We start from the raw sequence: 22,900 nt of genomic DNA, 5'->3' as shown, positions 1-22,900 counted from the left end.
GTCCGCGGGAACGGTTCAGGCGCCGAGAACCTCGCCGTCGGCGATCCGCACGCCCCGTGCCCAGTCGGCGGCGCGCATCGGCTTCTTCCCCTGTGCCTGGACCCACAGCAGCTCGACGGCGTACGACCCGGTGCCGACGTACACGTTGTTCTTGCCCACGGACAGCACGCCGGGAGCGAGATCGGTGCGCTCGGGCACGGGCGTGACGTGGATGAGCTTGAGCCGCTCGCCCCGGAACACGGTCCAGGCGCCGGGCGCGGGGGTGCAGCCGCGCACGACGCGGTCGGCCCGGAGGGCGGGCACGGACCAGTCGACGTGGGCGTCCTCGACGCTGATCTTCGGCGCGAGGGTGATTCCGTCGGCGGGCTGCGGTACGGCCTTCAGGGTGCCGTCCTCAATGCCGTCCATGGTCGCGGCCAGCAGCCCCGACCCGGCGAAGGCGAGCCGTGTCAGCAGGTCGCCGCTGGTGTCGGTGGGCCGGACCGTCTCGGTCACCGTGCCGTAGACGGGGCCGGAGTCGAGGCCCTCCTCGATGAGGAAGGTGGAGGCGCCGGTGATCTCGTCGCCGGCCATGACGGAGTGCTGCACGGGCGCCGCGCCGCGCCATGCGGGCAGCAGCGAGAAGTGCAGGTTGACCCAGCCGTGGGCGGGGATGTCCAGGGCGACGCGGGGCAGCAGGGCCCCGTACGCCACCACGGGACAGCAGTCGGGCCCGATCTCCCGGAGCCTCGCGAGGAACGCCTCGTCCCTGGGCCTGGCGGGCTTCAGCACCTCGATGCCGGCCTCCTCCGCCCGCTGGGCCACGGGACTGGCGACCAGTCTCCGGCCCCGACCGGCAGGCGCGTCGGGCCGCGTGACGACAGCGACCACTTCATGCCGTCCCGACGCGACAAGGGCATCCAGAGCGGGAACGGCGACCTCAGGGGTACCAGCGAAGACAAGCTTCATGGGTGGGCGTGGGCCTCTCGGACGGGATTCTGCGGCAGCGCACCAGTCTATGACCGCACTCCAGGGGGCGTACGCATATACCCCTACGCCCCCGCACCGTGACCACTCACGCAAAATCGCGTTGGTCAAGAAAGAGTTGACCACAACGGGCCGCACATCGCGCAGCCCGATCCTTTTCAACGCCGGTTCGAGAGGCTTGTTCATGGCCGACCACGCAACCCACGACGCCCAGGCTCGGGCCAGCCTGCACTTGCTGGTGCGGGACATCGAGCGGGTCCGCCGGCAGGTGGACGCACTGCGCACCCTCACCGCCCAGTTGGGCAACGTCTACCGCCCGCGGCGCTCCGGCCCCTCCACGGGCTTCGTCGTCTACGGACGCGCCCCCGCCCCGACCGTCCGCCTCGCCCAGGAACTGCGGGACAGCGTCGAAACCCTGGTCACGGCCGCCGTGGACTTCGACCGCTCACTCGGCTTCTCGTGGGACGCGGTGGGCTCGGCCCTGGGGGTCACCAAGCAGGCCGTCCACCGCCGTTACGGCGCCCGCCGCGCCGCCGCCCAGGCAGCGGCCGACGCCGAGCGCGCCACGGAGACGTCGGGCACCCGCACGGTAGGCGTCGCCACGGTCGGCGGCGTCGGCACCGGCCTCCCCACGGTGCCGACGGTCCCCGCGGCCCGTTCGATGCCGACCCAGCCGACAGCGGGCAGCCCGACGCTCCGCGACGAGGCAAGGCCCACGGCCTTCCCGGGCCCACGCAACGGCTGACCCGAACCACCGCCCCACCCCACCCTCTGCCCTCCCGCACCGCACCCGGGAGGGCAGAGGCATGCGAGCCCCCACGGCGACCTGCTCCGCCGCACACCCCCCTGCCGGATCACCACCTGATGCGGCCCCCACCGCATGCCGGATCCCCAGCCGACCGCCACCCGTACTCCAGTCCCGTCCGAGGCCCGGCCAGCACCCACGTCCGGTCACGCCGACGCCCGGTCCCCGCACGCGGTCAGCTCCGCCCGACGCCGGATCCCGGCCGCCCCCACCCGCCTCGGTCCTGCCCAACGCCCCCCACACCGGGCCCCGCCCGACCCTCGTCCGCACGGCCAGTCCCGCCCCGGACATACGCAGCCCCCACCCCACCTCCGGTGCTCACCCGATGTCGGGCGGATCGATCCGCACCCAGACGCTCTCCTCACCGCCCCGCCCCGCCCGGGCCATCCGTGCGGCCTGTGCCCCCTTCAGCGCGGCGGCCAGCGCGGACCCGCTTCCCGGCGGAACCCGGACCAACGCCCGCTCCCACTGCTCCCCAGGCGGCGGCGCCCCTGCCCGCCGGGGCCGCCCCACCGCCGTGACCGGCAACGGCACCGGCCCCAGCACCTCGGCGTCCCCCGGCAGTTCGGCGCCGGCGAGGAACGCGGCGATGGCCTCCGCGGTCCCGGCCACGGACGCCATCCGGGACACCGGCGGAAACCCGAGTTCCGCGCGCTCCGCGAGCTCCCGCACGGCATGCCCGACCGGATCCCACCGCACCAGCGCCTGCACCGGCCGCAGGGTGGGCTCGGCGACCACGACCACCGTCCCCCCTGGCGCCCCCTCCCCCCGCGTCCCCTGCCCCCGTACGAGCGCAGCGGCAGCCATCCAGCGCCGCAGCGCATCCTCCCCGGCCCGCAGATCGGGCCGCCCGAGCATGGCCCAGCCGTCGAGCAGCAGGGCGGCCGCGTACCCGCCCTCCGCGACGGGCTCGGCGCCCGGCGTGCTGACGACGAGCGAGGGCGTCCCCGGCACCGTGTCCAGCACATGCTCACGCCCGGACGTCCGGACCGGCACGGCCGGAAACGCCCGCCCCAGTTCCTCGGCGGTCCGCCGCGCGCCCACGACCTGCGCCCGCAGCCGGAACCCGCCGCACTCCTGACAGTGCCAGCCGGTCTCCTCCCGCCCGCACCACACGCACCACGGCGCCCCGGCGTCCCGCGCCTCCAGCGGCCCGGCGCAGTGCCGGCACCGAGCGGGCTCCCGGCACCGGGCGCAGGCCAGCCGCGGTACGTAGCCCCGCCGGGGCACCTGCACCAGCACCGGCCCGTCTTTCAGCCCGTCCCGCACCACCTGCCAGGCAAGCGTCGGCAACCTTGCGGCCCGGGCTGCCTCGTCCCGGGCGAGATCCCCGTCCCCCACGGTCCGGACGAGCGGGGCAGCCGCCCGCACCTGCTCCCGCGCGGCGACCAGCGGCCGGGCCCACCCGCTCTCGACGAGCTGCGCAGCCTCCACGGTGCAGCTCCAACTGCCCAGCAGAAAGGCGCACTTGTCCTGCGCGGCCCGCAGCAACAGCACTTCACGGGCGTGCGGCTGCGGCGCGTGCGGCTCACTGTGACTGTCGTCCCCGTCGTCCCAGAGTGCGACGAGCCCCAGATCCCGGACGGGCGCGAACACGGCGCCCCGGGTCCCGACCACGGCCCGTACGGCCCCCCGCCGCACGGCGAGCCACTCCCGGTACCGCTTCTCGGGCCCGGCGTCGGCGGTGAGCACGGCGTGGCGCCCCTCCCCCAGGAGCGAGGTCAGGGCGGCGTCGACCCGCGCGACGGCACGCCCGTCCGGCACGACGACGAGCGCCCCGCGCCCGGAGGCGAGCGTCGCACCGACGGCCCGCGCCAGCTCCTCGCTCCACTCGGGCCCGGGCAGGGCGTTCCACACGGCACGCGGCGCACCCCCGGTGGCGAGCGCCTCGAGAAACGCGCCCCCTCGCTCGTACCGCCCCCAGGACCCCGCATCCGGTGCCCCGGCCGCCGGCAGAGCCGCTGGGGAGACCGTCTTCTCGGCGCGAGCGTTCCTCGGCGGTACGGCCAGTTGCAGCACATCGGCAAGGCTCCCCGCGTACCGATCGGCGACGGCCCGAGCCAGCGAGAGCAACTCCTCGCTCAGGACGACCTCGGGCGACACCACCTGGGCCAGCGCGGCCAGCGGCCCGGAGTAGTCGGATTCGGCGAGCCGGGCGACAAGGAACCCGTCGATGAGCCCCCCGCCCTCGCGCCGCCCGTCCCGCACCCGATGCCGTCCGGCCCCGAACCTGACCCGCACCCGGACTCCGGGCTGCGCCTCGGCGTCGAGCTCTTCAGGCACGGCATAGTCGAAGTACCGGTCAAGATGCAGCACACCCTTGTCGACCAGCACCCGCGCGACGGGCAAATTCTTTGCCAGCGGCGCCCCCCGCCAGGTCCGCGGCTTGGCCCGCGGCGCCCTGGCCTGCCGCACGCTCTCCCGAATCAACGCAAGCTGCTCGGGCGGCGCCCCGTCGCCGCCCCGGGCCCCACCGCTCTCTCCGCTCCCCTGCCCGTTCTCGCTGCTCACGCTTGCATTTTTACCAAACGACACTGACAACGGGCCGCGCCCGAAGTCCACGATCCCGCGCCCACTGTCAGAGCCACCGGCTTGGATGTCGACATGACCGTTCATGACATGGCTCGGCAACTGCCCGCAACAGGCGTCCTCCGGGATCACTCACACCGGGAGACCCGGACGGCGCCGGTTCCCTGTTCGGACTGCTCGCCGATCGTTCGACGACGGGGTTTCAGGGCTGGACCGAGGACTACTACGGCGTTCCGGTCGACCTGGCAGCCCTTCGCCACGTCTTCGCCTCGCGTCCGCTGACCGACGCCGTGGTCAAGATGCTCAACCCCGAGGTGTCTCTGGCCGACCTCACGCAGGACATCGCACAGACCGGTTGTCCACGGAGCTGAGCCGGACACGCGGAAGCCCGGCGCCCCCTGAGGGACACCGGGACTCGGCAACCGCAGGCTCTACAGCCCCACAGCCTTCCGCAGCGCCTCCACCCGGTCCGTCCGCTCCCATGTGAAGTCGGGCAGCTCACGGCCGAAGTGGCCGTACGCCGCCGTCTGGGCGTAGATCGGGCGGAGCAGGTCGAGGTCGCGGATGATCGCGGCCGGGCGCAGGTCGAAGACCGTCGTGATCGCGGCCTCGATCTTGTCGGCGTCGACCTTGGCCGTGCCGAAGGTCTCCACGAAGAGGCCCACCGGCTCGGCCTTGCCGATCGCGTACGCGACCTGGACCTCGCAGCGCGAGGCCAGGCCCGCGGCGACGACGTTCTTCGCGACCCAGCGCATCGCGTAGGCCGCGGAGCGGTCGACCTTGGACGGGTCCTTGCCCGAGAAGGCGCCGCCGCCGTGGCGGGCCATGCCGCCGTACGTGTCGATGATGATCTTGCGGCCGGTCAGGCCCGCGTCGCCCATCGGACCGCCGATCTCGAAGCGTCCGGTCGGGTTGACCAGGAGCCGGTAGCCCTCGGTCTCCAGCTTGATGCCGTCGTCGAGGAGTGCCTTCAGCTCGACCTCCACCACGAACTCGCGGATGTCGGGGGCAAGGAGGGAGTCCAGGTCGATGTCGCTCGCGTGCTGCGAGGAGACGACGACCGTGTCCAGGCGGACCGCCTTGTCGCCGTCGTACTCGATGGTGACCTGGGTCTTGCCGTCGGGGCGCAGGTACGGGATCGTCCCGTTCTTGCGGACCTCGGACAGGCGGCGCGAGAGCCGGTGCGCGAGGTGGATCGGGAGCGGCATCAGCTCCGGGGTCTCGTCCGTCGCGTAGCCGAACATCAGGCCCTGGTCGCCGGCACCCTGCTTGTCGAGCTCGTCCTCATCGCCCTCGACCCGCTGCTCGTACGCCGTGTCCACGCCCTGCGCGATGTCCGGCGACTGCGAGCCGATCGACACCGACACACCGCAGGAGGCGCCGTCGAAGCCCTTCTTCGAGGAGTCGTAGCCGATCTCCAGGATCTTGTCGCGCACCAGTTGCGGGATGGGCGCGTACGCCTTGGTGGTGACCTCGCCGGCCACATGCACCAGACCGGTGGTGATCAGCGTCTCGACGGCGACGCGGGACGTGGGGTCTTCGCGCAGAAGCGCGTCGAGGATCGTGTCGCTGATCTGGTCAGCGATCTTGTCGGGGTGACCTTCGGTCACGGACTCCGAGGTGAAAAGGCGACGGGACACAACGCTCCCTGGGGTTGCAGCGGCTGCTGGCTGATCATTGGCGGACGGGTCGGGAGCTGCGCCCGGCGTCCGTCCGAGAACAGTTTATCGGTCGCACTCGGCCATCGGCCCCTCCGTCTCGACTCTCGGAAGTGCCATGACCTGCGGCACGGGCATTCTGCCCAATGACGAGCGGTGTACGCCAGGCTCGCCACGCCTCGAAATGCAAGGCAGGAGGGACGTCAGGGATCTGTGAAGGGGGCGACGACCCGTTCACTCGAAGCGGCCGGCAACCAGATCCCATACGATCTCGGCCAACGCCTCCTTGGGCCCATGCGGTACGAGGGTCTCGCTGCCGTCGGCGCCCAGCACGACGGCCTCGTTCTCCTCGGAACCGAAGGTCCGGCGCTCCCCCACCTCGTTGACGACGAGCAGGTCGCATCCCTTGCGGCGCAGTTTCGTACGGCCGTTGGCGAGTACGTCGTCCGTCTCGGCCGCGAAGCCGACGACCACCTGGCCGGCCCGGGCTCGGTCGGCCGAGATCTCCGCGAGAATGTCTGGATTCCGGACCAGAGTGACGGGTTCCGGGTCCTCGCCGTCCTTCTTCTTGATCTTTCCGGTCACGTAGGCCGCCGGACGGAAGTCCGCGACCGCCGCCGCCATCACCACGGCATCGGCGTCCGCGGCCGCCTTCAGTACGGCCTCGCGCAACTGGACGGCCGTCCCCACGGGCACGACATCCACGCCCGCCGGGTCCGGCAGACCGGCGTTCGCGGCGATCAGCGTGACCCGGGCGCCCCGCACGGCGGCCGTACGGGCGAGCGCGTACCCCTGCTTGCCGGAGGAGCGGTTGCCGAGGAAACGGACGGGGTCGAGAGGCTCGCGGGTGCCGCCGGCGCTGACGACGACGTGCCGCCCGACCAGGTCGGGTTCCGTCACGCCCCGGGCCAGTACCCGGCGGCAGACCTCGAAGATCTCGGCCGGGTCGGGCAGACGCCCCTTGCCCGTGTCGACGCCGGTGAGGCGTCCCACGGCCGGTTCGACGACGAGGGCGCCACGGCGACGCAGTGTCGCCACGTTCTCCTGGGTGGCCGGGTGCTCCCACATCTCCGTGTGCATGGCGGGGGCGAAGACGACGGGACACCGGGCGGTGAGGAGGGTGTTCGTCAACAGGTCGTCGGCGATGCCGTGGGCCGCTTTCGCGAGCATGTCGGCCGTCGCCGGGGCCACGACGACCAGGTCCGCGTGCTGGCCGATCCGGACGTGCGGGACCTCCTGGACGTCGTCCCAGACCTCCGTCGACACGGGGTGGCCGGAGAGCGCGGACCAGGTTGCGGCGCCGACGAAGTGCAGGGCCGAGGCGGTGGGGACGACGCGGACGTCGTGGCCCGACTCCGTCAGCCTCCGCAGCAGCTCACAGGCCTTGTACGCGGCGATGCCGCCACTGACCCCCAGTACGACCTTCGGCTTGCCCACCGGGCCTCCCCTGACTCGATACGCGACTCGGAACGCGTACGCCGCGGCTCCCCGGCGTACGCGTCTATGACACACCGCAGGCCCGACAGTCGCGCTGTCGGGCCTGTGGACAATTCAACCGAAAGTTGAAAATACTACTGCGCGGGGCCCTCAACGGCCTCGGACGTCAGCAGACCCGCGTTGATCTCACGCAGGGCGATCGAGAGCGGCTTCTCGTGGACGTGGGTGTCGACGAGCGGACCGACGTACTCAAGGAGGCCCTCGCCGAGCTGCGAGTAGTACGCGTTGATCTGGCGGGCACGCTTGGCCGCGTAGATCACCAGGCTGTACTTCGAGTCGGTGGCTTCGAGGAGCTCGTCGATCGGAGGGTTGATGATGCCCTCGGGCGCGGTGATGGAAGAGGACACGCTCTGCCTTCCGAAAGGTGGGATGGGATCGAAAACGATCACACAACTTCCGTCAAGGCTAGCAGCTCGCGCGCCACGTCCTCGACGGAGGTGTTGACCAGGGTCTCGTCGAACTCCGGCTCGGCAGCCAGTTCGATCTTGGCCGCCTCCAGGCGGCGTTCGATCACCTCGGGCGGTTCGGTGCCCCGCCCGGTCAGTCTGCGCACCAGCTCCTCCCAGGAGGGAGGAGCCAGGAACACCAGCAGGGCGTCCGACATGGACTCGCGGACCTGACGGGCGCCCTGGAGGTCGATCTCCAGGAGGACCGGCTCGCCGGACTCCAGCCGCTCCAGCACAGCCGCACGCGGTGTGCCGTAGCGATTGCCGGCGAATTCGGCCCACTCCAGGAGCTCGCCGTTGGCGATCAGCTTGTCCATCTCCTCGTCGGTGACGAAGAAGTAGTGGACGCCGTGCCGCTCGCCGGGACGTGGCCTTCGGGTCGTTGCCGACACCGAGAGCCAGACCTCGGGGTGTGCCTTGCGCATATGGGCGACGACCGTGCTCTTGCCGACCCCCGAAGGGCCGGAGAGCACGGTCAGCCGCGGACGTACGTCCGGGGGCTCGGGGGTCGTCCCCCGGAATGTTGCAGCCATACGGCGATTATTCCAGGAATCCCGGGGTGCCAGGACTCAGGAGCCGGTGCTGCCGAACTCGCGCTCCAGGGAGGCGACTTGGTTGGAGCCGAGGCCACGCACCCGGCGGCTCTCGGAGATACCGAGTCGCTCCATGATCTGCTTGGCGCGGACCTTGCCCACGCCCGGGAGCGATTCGAGCAGGGCAGAGACCTTCATCTTGCCGATGACGTCGTTCTCACGGCCCTGCTTGATGACCTCGTGAAGGGAGGCGCCGGAGTGCTTGAGTCGATTCTTGACCTCGGCCCGCTCCCGGCGAGCCGCGGCGGCCTTTTCGAGCGCGGCTGCGCGCTGTTCAGGGGTAAGGGGCGGAAGAGCCACGCCTACGTCACCTCGGATGTCGAACTGTCGGATACGGACCGGTGAGGAACCTGATCGCCCCTCACCTGGTGAGCTACGAGCAACACGCTCGCTCGTTGACTCTCGTCGGAGACTAGCGGCCAAGTCCGCCAGAGTCAGCGAGAACAGCGGAAAAGTCCTGGTCAGCCTTCGCCAGGTCGGATATTTCGGTCATACTGCCCCGGATTTGAGAATGTATTCCGTCTCAAGGCGTCCGGAACGGCCTCATCGGAGGACTCCGCCGACCTGTACGAATGCTCAGGTGGCGGCCACGGCGGCGCTGATCTCGTCCGCGAAGCGGTCCGATGCGTCCCGGAGGGCGCCGAGTCCGGGACCGTGACGCAGAACACCTCGGCTGATGTTCGGAACCACGTTCCGCAGCGCCGCCCCGAACACCCCGCGAAGATCGGCCGGGGTCGCCCCCTGCGCGCCGACTCCGGGCGCCAGGAGAGGTCCGTTGATGTCGAGGTCGTAGGACGAGAGGTCGCCGAGCGTGGCCCCGACGACCGCGCCGAAGGAACCCATGGGCCGCTCTCCCGCGTTCTCCGCGGCGAGGTACGCCAGCATTGTCGCGCCGACGTTCAGCCCGTCCTCGCGGACGGCGTGCTGCACCTGACCGCCCTCGGGGTTGGAGGTCAGCGCCAGCACGAACAGGCCCGCACCGCTCTCCCGCGCGAGGTCGACCGCCGGCTGCAGCGAGCCGTACCCGAGATACGGCGAGACGGTGAGCGCGTCCGAGAACAGCGGGGCGCCCTTCTCCAGGAAGGCGGCGGCGTACGCGGCCATGGTGGACCCGATGTCGCCGCGTTTGGCATCCATCACGACCAGGGTGCCGGCCTCCCGTGCCTCTTGGACCGTCTTTTCCAGCACCGCGATCCCGCGCGACCCGAACCGTTCGAAGAACGCGCTCTGCGGCTTGACCACCGCGACCCGCCCGGCCAGCGCCTCGACGACGGTGCGGCTGAACCGCTCCAGGCCGGCGACGTCGTCGTTCAGCCCCCAGTCGAGGAGCAGGGAGGAGTGCGGGTCGATGCCGACGCAGAGTGGGCCGCGTTCGTCCATGGCGCGGCGCAGACGGGCGCCAAAGGGTTCCAGGGCTGTCATGCCGTCTTCCTTACGTCGGCGCCGACCGCGTCGGCGAGCGTGGCGTACGGGCTCGTACGGAGACGGGCTGCGAGCCCCTTGTGCATGGCACGTCCCCAGAACGGGCCCTCGTAGACGAAGGCGCTGTAACCCTGCACGAGCGTGGCGCCGGCCAGGATGCGCTGCCAGGCGTCCTCGGCGTCCTCGACGCCGCCCACGCCCACCAGGGTGATCCGGTCGCCCACGCGCGCGTAGAGGCGGCGCAGCACCTCCAGGGAGCGTGCCTTCAGGGGTGCGCCGGAGAGACCGCCGGTCTCCTCCACCAGGGTGAGGTCGGAGGTCAGACCGAGTCCCTCGCGCGCGATGGTGGTGTTCGTGGCGATGATCCCGTCCAGGCCCAGTTCGACGGCGAGGTCGGCGACGGCGTCCACGTCCTCGTCCGCGAGGTCGGGCGCGATCTTCACCAGCAGCGGGACGCGGCGCGAGGTCACCGTACGGTCGGCGGCCTCGCGGACGGCGCTGAGCAGCGGGCGCAGCGCCTCGGTGGCCTGGAGGTTGCGCAGGCCCGGTGTGTTGGGTGAGCTGACGTTGACGACTAGGTAGTCGGCGTACGTGGCGAGCCGCTCGGCCGACTTCACGTAGTCGGCGACGGCCTCGTCCTCGGGGACGACCTTGGTCTTGCCGATGTTGACGCCCACGACGGTCCGGAAGACCGCCTCCCGGCTCGCCAGACGGGCCGCCACGGCCAGCGAACCCTCGTTGTTGAACCCCATGCGGTTGATGAGCGCCCGGTCCGGCACAAGGCGGAACAGCCGCTTCCTGGGGTTGCCCTGCTGCGGCTCCCCGGTGACCGTGCCGATCTCGACGTGGTCGAAGCCGAGCATCGACATCCCGTCGATCGCGACCGCGTTCTTGTCGAAGCCGGCCGCGAGCCCGAACGGGCCGTGCATCCGCAGCCCGAATGCCTCGGTGCGCAGTTCCTCGTACCGGGGTGCGAGGGCGGCGGCGACGAACGTCCGCAGCACGGGTACGCGGGCGGCGAGGCGGATCCAGCGGAAGGCCAGGCAGTGGGCCTTTTCTGGGTCCATCCGTGTGAAGACCAGACGGAAGAAAAGCTTGTACATGGTGGTGTCCTCGTGAACCTCATGAAGAGGGGGACACCGTTTCCGGTGTCCCCCTCAGGGCTGCTAGTCGCGGGCCGCGATCAGATGTTCGGCGTGTTCCTGGAGTGAACGCACGCCCACGTCACCGCGGTTGAGAGCGTCGATGCCCTGGACGGCCGCGGCAAGCGCCTGGACGGTCGTCAGGCACGGCACCGACCGCGCCACGGCCGCCGTACGGATCTCGTAGCCGTCGAGGCGGCCTCCGGTGCCGTACGGCGTGTTGACGATGAGGTCGACCTCGCCGTCGTGGATGAGCTGCACGATGGTCTTCTCACCGTTCGGCCCCGTGCCCTCGTTCTGCTTGCGGACGACCTTCGCGTTGAGGCCGTTGCGCCTGAGGACCTCGGCCGTGCCGGAGGTGGCGAGCAGTTCGAAGCCGTGGGCGACCAGTTCACGGGCCGGGAAGATCATCGAACGCTTGTCCCGGTTGGCGACCGAGATGAAGGCACGTCCCTTGGTCGGCAGCGGGCCGTACGCCCCCGCCTGCGACTTGGCGTACGCCGTGCCGAAGACGGAGTCGATGCCCATGACCTCTCCGGTGGACCGCATCTCCGGGCCGAGCACCGTGTCGACGCCACGCCCGGACGTGTCACGGAAGCGGTTCCAGGGCATGACGGCCTCCTTGACGGAGATCGGCGCGTCCAGGGGCAGTTCGCCGCCGTCGCCGGTCGCCGGAAGGAGTCCCTCGGCCCGCAGTTCGGCGACGGTCGCGCCGAGCGAGATCCGGGCGGCGGCCTTGGCCAGCGGCACCGCGGTCGCCTTCGAGGTGAAGGGGACCGTACGGGACGCGCGAGGGTTGGCCTCCAGGACGTAGAGGATGTCGCCGGCCATCGCGAACTGGATGTTGATCAGACCCCGGACGCCGACCCCGCGCGCGATGGCCTCGGTCGAGGTCCGCAGCCGCTTGATGTCGAAGCCGCCCAGCGTGATCGGGGGCAGTGCGCAGGCCGAGTCGCCGGAGTGGATACCGGCCTCCTCGATGTGCTCCATGACGCCGCCGAGATACAGCTCCTCGCCGTCGTACAGGGCGTCGACGTCGATCTCGATCGCGTCGTCGAGGAAGCGGTCGACCAGGACCGGCCTGGAGGGGCTGATCTCGGTCGACTCGGCGATGTAGGACGACAGCCGGGTCTCGTCGTACACGATCTCCATGCCACGCCCGCCGAGGACGTACGACGGGCGTACGAGGACCGGGTAACCGATCTCGTCCGCGATGGCCTTGGCCTCGGCGAAGGTGGTCGCCGTGCCGTGCTTGGGGGCCGGGAGACCGGCCTCCGCGAGGACGCGGCCGAAGGCGCCCCGGTCCTCGGCGGCGTGGATGGCCTCGGGCGGGGTGCCCACGACCGGTACGCCGTTGTCCTTGAGGGCCTGCGCGAGGCCCAGCGGGGTCTGGCCGCCGAGCTGCACGATCACGCCCGCGATCGGACCCGCCTGGGACTCCGCGTGGACGATCTCCAGCACGTCCTCCAGGGTCAGTGGCTCGAAGTACAGGCGGTCGGAGGTGTCGTAGTCCGTGGAGACGGTCTCGGGGTTGCAGTTGACCATCACGGTCTCGTAGCCCGCGTCGCTCAGTGCGAAGGAGGCGTGGACACAGGAGTAGTCGAACTCGATGCCCTGGCCGATGCGGTTGGGGCCGGAGCCGAGGATGATGACGGCCGGCTTCTCACGACTCGCCACCTCGGTCTCCTCGTCGTACGAGGAGTAGAAGTACGGGGTCCTCGCCGCGAACTCGGCGGCGCAGGTGTCGACCGTCTTGTACACCGGGCGCACGCCCAGCGCGTGGCGCACCTCGCGCACGACGTCCTCGCGCAGCCCCCGGATCTCGGCGATCTGCTGGTCGGAGAAGCCGTGCCGCTTGGCCTCCGCCAGGAGTTCGGGGTTCAGACGCTCCGCCGCTGTCAGCTCGTCCGCGATCTCCTTGATCAGGAACAGCTGGTCGACGAACCACGGGTCGATCTTCGTGGCCTCGAAGACCTCCTCGGGCGTGGCTCCCGCGCGGACGGCCTGCATGACGGTGTTGATGCGTCCGTCGGTCGGCCGTACGGCCTCGGCCAGCAACGCGGCCTTGTCGCCGGGCTCGCCGACGAACGTGAACTGGCTGCCCTTCTTCTCCAGCGACCGCAGCGCCTTCTGGAGGGCCTCGGTGAAGTTGCGGCCGATGGCCATGGCCTCGCCGACCGACTTCATGGTCGTGGTGAGGGTGGAATCGGCGGACGGGAACTTTTCGAACGCGAATCGCGGGGCCTTCACGACGACGTAGTCGAGCGTCGGTTCGAAGGAGGCCGGGGTCTTCTCCGTGATGTCGTTCGGAATCTCGTCGAGGGTGTAGCCGACGGCCAGCTTTGCGGCGATCTTGGCGATCGGGAAGCCGGTGGCCTTCGACGCGAGGGCCGAGGACCGGGACACCCGCGGGTTCATCTCGATGACGATGATGCGGCCGTCGTCCGGGTTGACCGCGAACTGGATGTTGCAGCCGCCGGTGTCGACCCCGACCTCGCGGATGATCGCGATGCCGATGTCACGGAGGCGCTGGTACTCGCGGTCGGTCAGCGTCATGGAGGGTGCGACGGTGATCGAGTCGCCGGTGTGCACGCCCATGGGGTCGAAGTTCTCGATGGAACAGACGACAACCACGTTGTCGTGCTTGTCACGCATCAGCTCCAGCTCGTACTCCTTCCAGCCGAGGATGGACTCCTCCAGGAGCACCTCGGTGGTGGGAGACAGGGTCAGGCCCTGGCCCGCGATCCGGCGCAGTTCCTCCTCGTCGTGGGCGAAGCCGGAGCCGGCGCCGCCCATGGTGAAGGAGGGCCGGACGACGACGGGGTAGCCGCCGAGGGTGTCTACGCCCTCGATGACGTCGTCCATGGAGTGGCAGATCACGGAACGGGCGGACTCACCGTGCCCGATCTTCTCGCGGACGGCCTCGACGACGCCCTTGAAGAGGTCTCGGTCCTCGCCCTTGTTGATCGCCTCGACGTTGGCGCCGATCAGCTCGACGCCGTACTTCTCCAGCACACCCTGCTCGTGCATGGAGATCGCGGTGTTCAGGGCGGTCTGGCCGCCGAGCGTCGGCAGCAGGGCGTCCGGCCGCTCCTTGGCGATGATCTTCTCGACGAACTCCGGGGTGATCGGCTCGACGTAGGTGGCGTCGGCGATCTCCGGGTCGGTCATGATCGTCGCCGGGTTGGAGTTGACCAGGATGACCCTGAGGCCCTCGGCACGCAGGATGCGGCACGCCTGGGTGCCGGAGTAGTCGAACTCGGCGGCCTGGCCGATGACGATCGGGCCGGAGCCGATGACCAGGACGGACTGGATATCGGTGCGCTTAGGCACGCTGGCCCTCCATCAGGGAGACGAAGCGGTCGAACAGGTACGCGGCGTCATGCGGGCCCGCCGCCGCCTCGGGGTGGTACTGGACGCTGAACGCGGGCCGGTCGAGCAGCTGGAGCCCTTCCACGACCTGGTCGTTCAGACAGATGTGCGATACCTCGGCGCGCCCGAACGGCGTCTCGGAGACCCGGTCGAGCGGCGCGTCCACGGCGAAGCCGTGATTGTGGGCGGTGACCTCGACCTTGCCGGTCGTACGGTCCTGCACGGGCTGGTTGATGCCGCGGTGGCCGTATTTCAGCTTGTAGGTGCCGAACCCGAGCGCCCGTCCCAGGATCTGGTTGCCGAAGCAGATGCCGAAGAGCGGGGTGCCGCGCTCCAGGACCGACTGCATGACGGAGACGGGGTGGTCGGCGGTGGACGGGTCGCCCGGCCCGTTCGAGAAGAACACCCCGTCGGGGTTCACGGCGTACACGTCCTCCACGGTCGCCGTGGCGGGCAGCACATGCACCTCGATGCCGCGCTCGGCCATCCGGTGCGGGGTCATGCCCTTGATGCCGAGGTCGACAGCGGCGACGGTGAACTTCTTCGTGCCGATCGCGGGGACGACGTACGTCTCCTTGGTGGCGACCTCGGCCGAGAGGTCGGCGCCCTTCATCTCCGGGGCCTGGCGCACCTCGGCGAGCATCGTGCCGTCGTCGGGCAGCGCGTTGCCGGAGAAGATGCCGACGCGCATGGCACCGCGCTCCCGCAGATGACGCGTCAGCGCGCGCGTGTCGATGCCGGAGATACCGACCACGCCCTGCTTGCGCAGTTCCTCGTCGAGGGAGCGCCGGGAGCGCCAGTTGGAGGGAACGCGCGCGGGGTCCCGTACGACGTAGCCCGCGACCCAGATCCGCCGCGACTCGGGGTCCTCGTCGTTGACGCCGGTGTTGCCGACGTGCGGGGCGGTCATGACCACCACCTGGCGGTGGTACGACGGGTCCGTGAGGGTCTCCTGGTAGCCGGTCATGCCGGTGGAGAAGACGGCCTCTCCGAAGGTCTCCCCCACGGCCCCGTAGGCACGGCCGCGGAAGATCCGGCCGTCCTCCAGGACGAGTACGGCGGGAGCCTTCGCGGCTCCCCGGGTGGAGGTCGTCATCGTGCGCCTTCCGTTTCCGTCTTGTTGATCATCTGGTTCAGGGTCTTGACCCACTCGTTGTGCCCGGCCGCGGCGTCGGAGCGGAATCCCGAGTCGATCAGCCGGTCGCCGTGCGCCCAGGTGACGACCAGCAGGCCGCCCTCGGTGAGGACCTTGCCCGCGATGCCCTTGTCGAGCCGGGCCTCGCGAAGGGCCTCCAGGGGGACGAAGAAGTCGGCCGCCCCGGGGCGTACGACGTCCAGTCCCGCGTCCGTCAGCGTCAGCTCGACCCGGCTGCGGGTGCCGAGGCCGTGCGCCACGATGCGGTCGAGCCACTGCCCCGCGGTGGTGGAGCCGTGGTAGCGCCCACTCATCGACAGCACAGTCAGTCTCGCCGCACCGGGCTCGTCCGGCACGACGGGCAGCTCGGGCAGGTCGCCCTGGAGCGTGCCGCGCCACTTCCAGCCCTCGCGCATCAGCCAGTAGATGAGCGCGACGAAGAGCGCGAGCCCGACCAGCCAGCCCACACGGGCGGCCCAGTCGGTCACCTCCGCCGACTTCTGTTCGGCGGCTACGTACGTCAGATGCGGCAGTGATGTCACGCGAGCTTCCCGTCGACGAGCGTGGCCTTGCCCCGGAGCCACGTGTGCGTGACACGGCCCGGCAGCTCACGGCCCTCGTACGGGGTGTTGCGGCTGCGGGAGGCGAAGCCCGCGGGGTCCACGGACCCACGGTATGCCGTGTCGACGAGCGTGAGGTTGGCGGGCTCACCTGCCGAGACGGGGCGTCCGTGGCCCGTCGCCCGCCCGATGCGCGCGGGGGCGAAGGACATACGGTCGGCGACGGTCGCCCAGTCCAGCAGTCCGGTGTCCACCATCGTCTCCTGGACCACTGACAACGCGGTCTCCAGGCCGACCATGCCCATGGCGGCGGCGGCCCACTCGCAGTCCTTGTCCTCGTGCGGGTGCGGGGCGTGGTCGGTGGCGACGATGTCGATCGTGCCGTCCGCGAGCGCCTCGCGCAGGGCCAGCACATCGCGCTCGGTGCGCAGCGGCGGGTTGACCTTGTACACGGGGTTGTACGTCCGGACCAGCTCGTCGGTGAGGAGGAGGTGGTGCGGGGTCACCTCGGCGGTGACGTCGATGCCCCGGGACTTGGCCCAGCGGACGATCTCGACGGAGCCGGCGGTCGACAGGTGGCAGATGTGGACGCGGGAGCCGACGTGCTCGGCGAGCAGCACATCGCGCGCGATGACCGACTCCTCGGCGACGGCGGGCCAGCCCCCGAGCCCCAGTTCCGCCGACACGACGCCCTCGTTCATCTGGGCGCCCTCGGTAAGCCGCGGCTCCTGCGCGTGCTGGGCCACGACCCCGCCGAAGGCCTTCACGTACTCCAGCGCCCGCCGCATGATCACGGCGTCGTCGACGCACTTGCCGTCGTCGGAGAAGACGGTGACACCGGCCGCCGACTCGTGCATGGCGCCCAGCTCGGCGAGCTTCCTGCCGTCCAGGCCGACGGTCACCGCGCCGATGGGCTGCACGTCGCAGTAGCCGTGCTCCCGGCCCATTCGCCAGACCTGCTCGACCACACCGGCCGTGTCGGCGACCGGGAAGGTGTTGGCCATGGCGAACACGGCCGTGTAACCGCCGCTCGCCGCCGCCCTGGTCCCGGTCAGCACGGTCTCGGAGTCCTCGCGCCCCGGCTCACGCAGATGCGTGTGCAGGTCGACGAGTCCCGGCAGAAGCACCTTCCCCTCCGCCTCGACGACCTCGGCCCCCTCGGCGGACAGGCCGGCACCGACGGCGGCGATGGTCCCGCCGTCGATCAGGACGTCCTGCGGCTCGCCGCCGAGCACCCGCGCACCACGAATAAGGATCTTGCTCATGTGTCTTACTTCTCCTCGGTACGGGTGTGGGTGACGGCGGGTTCGTTGCCGCCGAGCAGCAGATAGAGCACGGCCATCCGGATGGAGACACCGTTGGTGACCTGCTCGATCGCCGTGCAGCGCTCGGAGTCGGCGACCTCGGCGGTGATCTCCATACCGCGGACCATCGGCCCGGGGTGCATCACGATGGCGTGCTCCGGCATCCGCGCCATGCGGTCGCCGTCGAGGCCGTAGCGCCGCGAGTACTCGCGCTCGGTCGGGAAGAACGCGGCGTTCATGCGCTCGCGCTGCACACGCAGCAGCATCACCGCGTCGGACTTCGGAAGGGTGCTGTCCAGTTCGTACGACACCTCGCAGGGCCAGGCCTCCACACCGACCGGCACCAGGGTCGGCGGCGCGACGAGGGTGACCTCGGCGCCGAGGGTGTGCAGCAGGTCGACGTTGGAGCGGGCGACGCGGCTGTGCAGGATGTCGCCGACCAGAGTGATGCGCTTGCCGGCGAGGTCCTGGCCGATGCCCGCGTCCCGGCCGACCAGCCGGCGCCGCATGGTGAAGGCGTCGAGCAGGGCCTGTGTGGGGTGCTGGTGGGTGCCGTCACCGGCGTTGATGACGACCGCGTCGATCCAGCCGGAGGTGGCGAGCCGGTACGGGGCCCCGGAGGCACCGTGCCGGATGACGACCGCGTCGACGCCCATGGCTTCGAGGGTCTGGGCGGTGTCCTTGAGGGACTCGCCCTTGGAGACGCTCGACCCCTTGGCGGTGAAGTTGATGACGTCCGCGGACAGGCGCTTCTCGGCGGCCTCGAAGGAGATCCGGGTCCGCGTCGAGTCCTCGAAGAAGAGGTTGACGACGGTACGGCCGCGCAGGGTCGGCAGTTTCTTGATCGGCCGGTCGGCGACCCGGGCCATCTCCTCGGCGGTGTCGAGGATCAGGACGGCGTCGTCGCGGGTGAGGTCGGCGGCCGAGATGAGATGACGCTGCATCTTTCAGGCTCCGTAAGGAAGTTCAGGAGATTCCGGGCAGACAGGGGCATCGCGGGGGGACGTACGGCGCGGGGCCGCACGCGCGCGTGCTACTGCTGGGCGGTCTGCTTCACACCGAGCAGCACGGTGTCCCGACCGTCCTCCTCGGCGAGCTGGACCTTGACCGTCTCCCGCAGCGACGTGGGGAGGTTCTTGCCGACGTAGTCGGCGCGGATGGGCAGTTCGCGGTGTCCGCGGTCGACGAGGACCGCGAGCTGCACGGCGCGCGGGCGCCCGAGGTCGTTGAGGGCGTCGAGAGCGGCGCGGATGGTGCGGCCGGAGAAGAGCACGTCGTCGACGAGTACGACCAGTCTGCCGTCGAGGCCGTCACCGGGGATGTCGGTGCGGGCCAGCGCGCGCGGCGGGTGCATACGCAGGTCGTCGCGGTACATGGTGATGTCGAGCGAGCCGACCGGGATCTTGCGGTCGGTGATCTCCGCCAGTTTGGCGGCGAGCCGCTGGGCGAGGAAGACGCCCCGGGTCGGAATGCCGAGGAGCACCACGTCGTCGGCGCCCTTGGCGCGTTCGACGATCTCGTGGGCGATGCGGGTCAGCACCCGCGCGATGTCGGGGGCTTCCAGAACGGGCCGTGCGTCGGCCTCGTACTGCTGCTTGTCCTGCTCTGAGTCCATACGAAACGGACCTCCTTCCCCGCCTCACAGGACGGATCATTAAAGGACGTCGGAATTGCGCCATCCACGGTACCAGCCCGCGCAACACGCCTGATCACCCGACCGGCGTCACACGTCACCCGACCGGCGTAACCGCACCTCGCGCACCGCGTGGGGGGCGGGCCACCCGGTTCGGCTTGACGGGAAAGAGTAACGCTGCGTAACCTCACAGTGAGTCACCAGCCGCGCGGCTCGTCCGCACGTCGACACTGTGTCCGGGAGCTATATGTCCAGCGAATACGCCAAACAGCTCGGGGCCAAGCTCCGGGCGATCCGCACCCAGCAGGGCCTTTCCCTCCACGGTGTCGAGGAGAAGTCCCAGGGACGCTGGAAGGCGGTCGTGGTCGGTTCTTACGAGCGCGGCGATCGTGCCGTGACCGTGCAGCGCCTCGCCGAGCTGGCGGATTTCTACGGGGTTCCCGTGCAGGAGCTGCTGCCGGGCACCACGCCGGGCGGGGCAGCCGAGCCGCCGCCGAAGCTCGTCCTCGACCTTGAGCGACTGGCCCATGTGCCGGCCGAGAAGGCGGGCCCTCTGCAGCGCTACGCCGCGACGATCCAGTCCCAGCGCGGCGACTACAACGGCAAGGTGCTGTCGATCCGCCAGGACGACCTGCGCACGCTCGCCGTCATCTACGACCAGTCGCCCTCGGTCCTGACCGAGCAGCTGATCAGCTGGGGCGTCCTGGACGCGGACGCGCGCCGCGCCGTCTCCCACGAGGAGAGCTGAACCAGACGGCTTTCAGCCGTTGAGCAGAAACGTGCCGCCGGGGTGGCCGGAACTCATGGGTTCCGGCCACCCCGGCCGCGTTCTACGGGCTTCGGAAGCCTCATGGGTGCAGCCGACACCCCGGGACGCCCCAGTGCCTTCCTGGCCACGCGAACGCCGGTGGGCCCCAGCAGTGTGTCGCTGGGGCCCACCGGCGTTCGTACGGCCCGACGCCCTGAGTGCTGGCTCAGACCTCGTCGCGGCGCAGCGAGGGCTTCAGGTCCTTGAACCGGCCGAGGAGCCCGTTGACGAACGAGGGCGACTCGTCCGTGGAGAACTCCTTGGCCAGCTGCACCATCTCGTCGAGAACGACGGCGTCCGGGGTCTCGTCGACCCAGATCAGCTCGTAGGCACCGAGGCGCAGGATGTTACGGTCCACGACCGGCATCCTGTCGAGCGTCCAGCCGACCGAGTACTGCGCGATCAGCTCGTCGATGCGCCTGGCGTGCTGCGCGTACCCCTCGACGAGCTGCATCGTGTACTCGCTGACCGGGGGCTGGCGGGTGTCGGCCCGGGAGAGCCGGATCCAGTCCCCGAGGACCGTCTGGACATCGGCCCCGCGCTGGTCGCCCTCGAAGAGGATCTGGAAGGCACGCTTGCGGGCCGTGTTGCGGGCAGCCACGGTTAGCTGTTCACCCGGCCGAGGTAGTCGCTCGTACGGGTGTCGACCTTGATCTTCTCACCGGTGGTGATGAAGAGCGGGACCTGGATCTGGTGACCCGTCTCCAGCGTGGCCGGCTTGGTGCCGCCCGTGGAGCGGTCGCCCTGGACGCCCGGCTCGGTCTCCTGGACGACGAGCTCGACGGCGGCCGGCAGCTCGACGAAGAGCACCTCGCCCTCGTGCTGCGCGACCGTGGCGGTGAAGCCCTCGATCAGGAAGTTGGCTGCGTCGGCGACGGCCTTGCGGTCAACCATGAGCTGGTCGTACGTCTCCATGTCCATGAAGACGAAGTACTCGCCGTCCATGTAGGAGAACTGCATGTCGCGCTTGTCGACAGTGGCCGTCTCGACCTTGACGCCGGCGTTGAACGTCTTGTCGACGACCTTGCCGGAGAGCACGTTCTTGAGCTTGGTGCGCACGAAGGCCGGGCCCTTGCCGGGCTTTACGTGCTGGAACTCGACGACGGACCAGAGCTGGCCCCCGTCGAGCTTGAGCACCAGGCCGTTCTTGAGGTCGTTCGTGGAAGCCACGGTTGCGGAATCTCCTGGACTGACGTGGACGACCCCGGGGCAGACGCGACAGCTCGAAGCTAGAGCGCGAGCAGTTCCTTGGTCGTGATGGTGAGTAGCTCGGGTCCGCCGTCCGCCTCAGGGCGTACGACGAGCGTGTCATCGATCCGGACACCGCCCCGGCCCGGAAGGTGGACTCCCGGTTCGACGGTGACCGGCACGCAAGCGTCCAGTTTACCCATGGCCGCGGGGGCGAGCTGCGGGTCCTCGTCGATTTCGAGTCCGACACCGTGTCCGGTGAGTTCCGGAAGGCGGTCGGCGTAGCCCGCGGAGTCCAGTACCTGCCGTGCCGCGCGGTCCACGTCACGGTAGGCGGCACCGGGCACCAGGGCCTCTCGGCCCGCGCGCTGAGCTGCGAAGACGAGGTCGTACAGCTCGATCTGCCAGTCGGCCGGCGAGGTTCCGATGACGAACGTGCGGCCGATCTCACAGCGGTATCCGCGATAGACGGCGCCCAGACAGACGGACAGGAAGTCTCCCTCTTCCACCCGGCGATCGGTGGGCCGATGCCCCCGGCGGCCGGAGTGGGGCCCGGTGGCGACGGCAGTCGCGAAGGCCGGCCCGTCGGCTCCGTGATCGACGAGCCGCCGCTCCAGTTCGAGGGCGAGATGTCTCTCCGTACGCCCGACGAGGATGGACTCGAGGAGTTCGCCGAGCGCCTGGTCGGCGATCTCCGCGCCGATCCGCAGACAGGCGATCTCCTCCTCGTCCTTGACCACCCGGAGCTGCTCGACGGCGCCGCCGAGGTCGGCGAGGCGCAGGCGGGGCGCGACCGAGCCGATGGCCCGGTGCCGGGCGACGGTCAGGTGGTGCTCCTCGACGGCCAGGGACTCGGCCCCCTGAGCGGCGGCGAGATCCGCGGCCGCGACGGCCGGATCACCGGCGGACGCGGACAGCGCGTGCACGCGCAGGGCCTCGTCCGGACGCCCGCCCACGGCGGGCCGGTCGTCCTCGGGCCCCGCACACACGAGCAGGTCCTCACGCTTTCCCAGCAGCAGTACGGCTCCCTGCGGGGCCGCACCCGCGAGATACCGCACATTGGCGGGCCGGGACACCAGCGCCCCCGCACTGCCGCCCGCGTGACACCGTTCCCGAAGCCGCGCTCTGCGCGCCGCGTACACCTCTGACATGCCCCGAGCGTAAGAGCGCTGCCGGATTGCCGCCGGTCGGAGAGAGCCGACCGGGCGGTGCGGGGCGGGGAGGCCCACGAGGGCGCGCTGGAGACGGGACCGGGCACGGACGCCCAGGCGCCCGCGCGCCGGTCCCCACAGGCCGTGCAGCTGATCACCACTGCAACAAGCACCAGCACCAGCACCAACGAGGGTCCACCGGGCCGGGGAGCCGCCCGCGCGTCCTGCGCCCAGGGCCATACAGCCGAACACCACAGCGACCAGCACCAGCACCAACCGGGCACCACCGGAACAGAGAACCGCCCGCACTCGGGCACCCGAGGCCACACAGCCGAACACCACAGCCACCAGCACCAACCACGCCCCACCGGAACGTCGAACCGCCCGCACGCGGCCTTCGCTCCATCCGACGGCAGCGCGAACCCAGGCCTCACCAGGACGGCAAACCGCCCTCAAAGGGCCGGTGCACCGCCTGGCTTGGCCAAGAGCCCGCCCGTCGGTCGTCGGGCGGACGACCGGCCGGACTCGGCCGGGCCACCCGTTCGGCCCAGCCTGCCGTCTCCCGGCCCCTACGGCGGGTCAGGCGGTCTGGGGCGGCGAAGGAACGGGGGCGGGGCCTGGAGGGCGGGGTCCGCGCCGGGGCGGCCGTCGGTCGGTGCCCGGCGGGCGGACGGACGCCGGCGGACGTATT

Annotated in this window: 20 protein-coding genes; 2 read left to right on the top strand and 18 right to left on the bottom strand. The window is 70.6% G+C overall.

Annotation, left to right across the window (positions count from 1 at the left end; genetic code table 11):
- Positions 1–15 precede the first annotated feature (15 nt).
- Positions 16–948 (bottom strand): methionyl-tRNA formyltransferase, encoded by a 933-nt coding sequence (gene fmt / locus RB628_RS02840; RefSeq protein WP_318318636.1) that lies wholly within the window; start codon positions 946–948, stop codon positions 16–18.
- A gap of 202 nt (positions 949–1,150) precedes the next feature.
- Here fmt and RB628_RS02835 point away from each other — a divergent pair, with 202 nt between their 5' ends.
- Positions 1,151–1,711: a hypothetical protein gene (locus tag RB628_RS02835; RefSeq protein WP_318318635.1), complete on the top strand. Its 561-nt coding sequence runs from the start codon at positions 1,151–1,153 to the stop codon at positions 1,709–1,711.
- Between the two features lie 378 nt (positions 1,712–2,089).
- Here RB628_RS02835 and RB628_RS02830 read toward each other — a convergent pair whose 3' ends face one another.
- The 14 genes from RB628_RS02830 to pyrR all read right to left on the bottom strand — a co-directional run bounded on the left by RB628_RS02830 (position 2,090) and on the right by pyrR (position 19,044).
- A complete protein-coding gene (locus RB628_RS02830; RefSeq protein ID WP_318318634.1) occupies positions 2,090–4,282 on the bottom strand; it encodes a primosomal protein N' in 2,193 nt (730 codons plus the stop codon).
- A 449-nt stretch (positions 4,283–4,731) separates the two neighbouring features.
- Positions 4,732–5,940 carry a methionine adenosyltransferase gene (gene metK / locus RB628_RS02825; protein WP_318318633.1) on the bottom strand — a complete coding sequence of 403 codons (1,209 nt, stop codon included), beginning with the start codon at positions 5,938–5,940 and terminating at the stop codon, positions 4,732–4,734.
- Positions 5,941–6,192: 252 nt separating this feature from the next.
- Positions 6,193–7,395 (bottom strand): bifunctional phosphopantothenoylcysteine decarboxylase/phosphopantothenate--cysteine ligase CoaBC, encoded by a 1,203-nt coding sequence (gene coaBC / locus RB628_RS02820; protein WP_318318632.1) that lies wholly within the window; start codon positions 7,393–7,395, stop codon positions 6,193–6,195.
- Between the two features lie 134 nt (positions 7,396–7,529).
- Positions 7,530–7,802 (bottom strand): DNA-directed RNA polymerase subunit omega, encoded by a 273-nt coding sequence (rpoZ, locus tag RB628_RS02815; RefSeq protein ID WP_003982715.1) that lies wholly within the window; start codon positions 7,800–7,802, stop codon positions 7,530–7,532.
- A 38-nt stretch (positions 7,803–7,840) separates the two neighbouring features.
- Entirely contained in the window at positions 7,841–8,434 is a 594-nt protein-coding gene (gene gmk, locus RB628_RS02810) for a guanylate kinase (protein WP_318318631.1), read from the bottom strand.
- Between the two features lie 36 nt (positions 8,435–8,470).
- Entirely contained in the window at positions 8,471–8,794 is a 324-nt protein-coding gene (locus RB628_RS02805) for an integration host factor (RefSeq protein ID WP_164315001.1), read from the bottom strand.
- Positions 8,795–9,070: 276 nt separating this feature from the next.
- Positions 9,071–9,916 carry an orotidine-5'-phosphate decarboxylase gene (gene pyrF, locus RB628_RS02800; protein WP_318318630.1) on the bottom strand — a complete coding sequence of 282 codons (846 nt, stop codon included), beginning with the start codon at positions 9,914–9,916 and terminating at the stop codon, positions 9,071–9,073.
- Positions 9,913–11,019 carry a quinone-dependent dihydroorotate dehydrogenase gene (locus tag RB628_RS02795; protein WP_318318629.1) on the bottom strand — a complete coding sequence of 369 codons (1,107 nt, stop codon included), beginning with the start codon at positions 11,017–11,019 and terminating at the stop codon, positions 9,913–9,915. Before RB628_RS02795 ends, pyrF begins: the two co-directional genes overlap by 4 nt.
- Positions 11,020–11,082: 63 nt before the next feature.
- On the bottom strand, positions 11,083–14,391 hold the full coding sequence (gene carB, locus RB628_RS02790; RefSeq protein WP_318318628.1) for a carbamoyl-phosphate synthase large subunit: 3,309 nt from the start codon (positions 14,389–14,391) through the stop codon (positions 11,083–11,085).
- On the bottom strand, positions 14,384–15,526 hold the full coding sequence (gene carA, locus RB628_RS02785; protein WP_318318627.1) for a glutamine-hydrolyzing carbamoyl-phosphate synthase small subunit: 1,143 nt from the start codon (positions 15,524–15,526) through the stop codon (positions 14,384–14,386). Before carA ends, carB begins: the two co-directional genes overlap by 8 nt.
- Entirely contained in the window at positions 15,523–16,107 is a 585-nt protein-coding gene (locus RB628_RS02780) for a hypothetical protein (RefSeq protein ID WP_318318625.1), read from the bottom strand. Before RB628_RS02780 ends, carA begins: the two co-directional genes overlap by 4 nt.
- Entirely contained in the window at positions 16,104–17,390 is a 1,287-nt protein-coding gene (locus RB628_RS02775) for a dihydroorotase (protein ID WP_318318624.1), read from the bottom strand. Before RB628_RS02775 ends, RB628_RS02780 begins: the two co-directional genes overlap by 4 nt.
- A gap of 5 nt (positions 17,391–17,395) precedes the next feature.
- On the bottom strand, positions 17,396–18,373 hold the full coding sequence (locus tag RB628_RS02770) for an aspartate carbamoyltransferase catalytic subunit (protein WP_318318623.1): 978 nt from the start codon (positions 18,371–18,373) through the stop codon (positions 17,396–17,398).
- 89 nt (positions 18,374–18,462) lie between these two features.
- Positions 18,463–19,044: a bifunctional pyr operon transcriptional regulator/uracil phosphoribosyltransferase PyrR gene (pyrR, locus tag RB628_RS02765; RefSeq protein ID WP_189146201.1), complete on the bottom strand. Its 582-nt coding sequence runs from the start codon at positions 19,042–19,044 to the stop codon at positions 18,463–18,465.
- A gap of 265 nt (positions 19,045–19,309) precedes the next feature.
- On the opposite strand from pyrR, the gene bldD reads away from it, so the two are divergent.
- A complete protein-coding gene (gene bldD, locus RB628_RS02760) occupies positions 19,310–19,810 on the top strand; it encodes a transcriptional regulator BldD (protein WP_003956405.1) in 501 nt (166 codons plus the stop codon).
- Between the two features lie 226 nt (positions 19,811–20,036).
- Here bldD and nusB read toward each other — a convergent pair whose 3' ends face one another.
- Genes nusB through RB628_RS02745 form a run of 3 tightly spaced genes read right to left on the bottom strand, consistent with a single transcriptional unit; the run spans position 20,037 to position 22,209 of the window.
- Positions 20,037–20,471: a transcription antitermination factor NusB gene (gene nusB, locus RB628_RS02755; RefSeq protein WP_318318622.1), complete on the bottom strand. Its 435-nt coding sequence runs from the start codon at positions 20,469–20,471 to the stop codon at positions 20,037–20,039.
- A gap of 2 nt (positions 20,472–20,473) precedes the next feature.
- A complete protein-coding gene (gene efp / locus RB628_RS02750) occupies positions 20,474–21,040 on the bottom strand; it encodes an elongation factor P (protein WP_053744664.1) in 567 nt (188 codons plus the stop codon).
- A gap of 59 nt (positions 21,041–21,099) precedes the next feature.
- Complete coding sequence (locus RB628_RS02745) at positions 21,100–22,209, bottom strand: aminopeptidase P family protein (protein WP_318318621.1); 1,110 nt, start codon at positions 22,207–22,209, stop codon at positions 21,100–21,102.
- Positions 22,210–22,900 lie beyond the last annotated feature (691 nt).

The organism is Streptomyces sp. ADMS (assembly GCF_033441795.1).
GTDB lineage: Bacteria > Actinomycetota > Actinomycetes > Streptomycetales > Streptomycetaceae > Streptomyces.
The sequence above is the reverse complement of the archived record's forward strand: the minus strand, read 5'-3'. Positions and strand labels throughout refer to the sequence as shown.

What these genes read in the sequence shown, in the direction of transcription:
- RB628_RS02770 (WP_318318623.1), bottom strand. Translation starts at nt 18,373, where the DNA reads ATGCAGCGTCATCTCATCTCGGCCGCCGACCTCACCCGCGACGACGCC.
- fmt (WP_318318636.1), bottom strand. Translation starts at nt 948, where the DNA reads ATGAAGCTTGTCTTCGCTGGTACCCCTGAGGTCGCCGTTCCCGCTCTG.
- RB628_RS02775 (WP_318318624.1), bottom strand. Translation starts at nt 17,390, where the DNA reads ATGAGCAAGATCCTTATTCGTGGTGCGCGGGTGCTCGGCGGCGAGCCG.
- carA (WP_318318627.1), bottom strand. Translation starts at nt 15,526, where the DNA reads ATGACGACCTCCACCCGGGGAGCCGCGAAGGCTCCCGCCGTACTCGTC.
- RB628_RS02795 (WP_318318629.1), bottom strand. Translation starts at nt 11,019, where the DNA reads ATGTACAAGCTTTTCTTCCGTCTGGTCTTCACACGGATGGACCCAGAA.
- gmk (WP_318318631.1), bottom strand. Translation starts at nt 8,434, where the DNA reads ATGGCTGCAACATTCCGGGGGACGACCCCCGAGCCCCCGGACGTACGT.
- RB628_RS02745 (WP_318318621.1), bottom strand. Translation starts at nt 22,209, where the DNA reads ATGTCAGAGGTGTACGCGGCGCGCAGAGCGCGGCTTCGGGAACGGTGT.
- pyrF (WP_318318630.1), bottom strand. Translation starts at nt 9,916, where the DNA reads ATGACAGCCCTGGAACCCTTTGGCGCCCGTCTGCGCCGCGCCATGGAC.
- pyrR (WP_189146201.1), bottom strand. Translation starts at nt 19,044, where the DNA reads ATGGACTCAGAGCAGGACAAGCAGCAGTACGAGGCCGACGCACGGCCC.
- RB628_RS02835 (WP_318318635.1), top strand. Translation starts at nt 1,151, where the DNA reads ATGGCCGACCACGCAACCCACGACGCCCAGGCTCGGGCCAGCCTGCAC.
- bldD (WP_003956405.1), top strand. Translation starts at nt 19,310, where the DNA reads ATGTCCAGCGAATACGCCAAACAGCTCGGGGCCAAGCTCCGGGCGATC.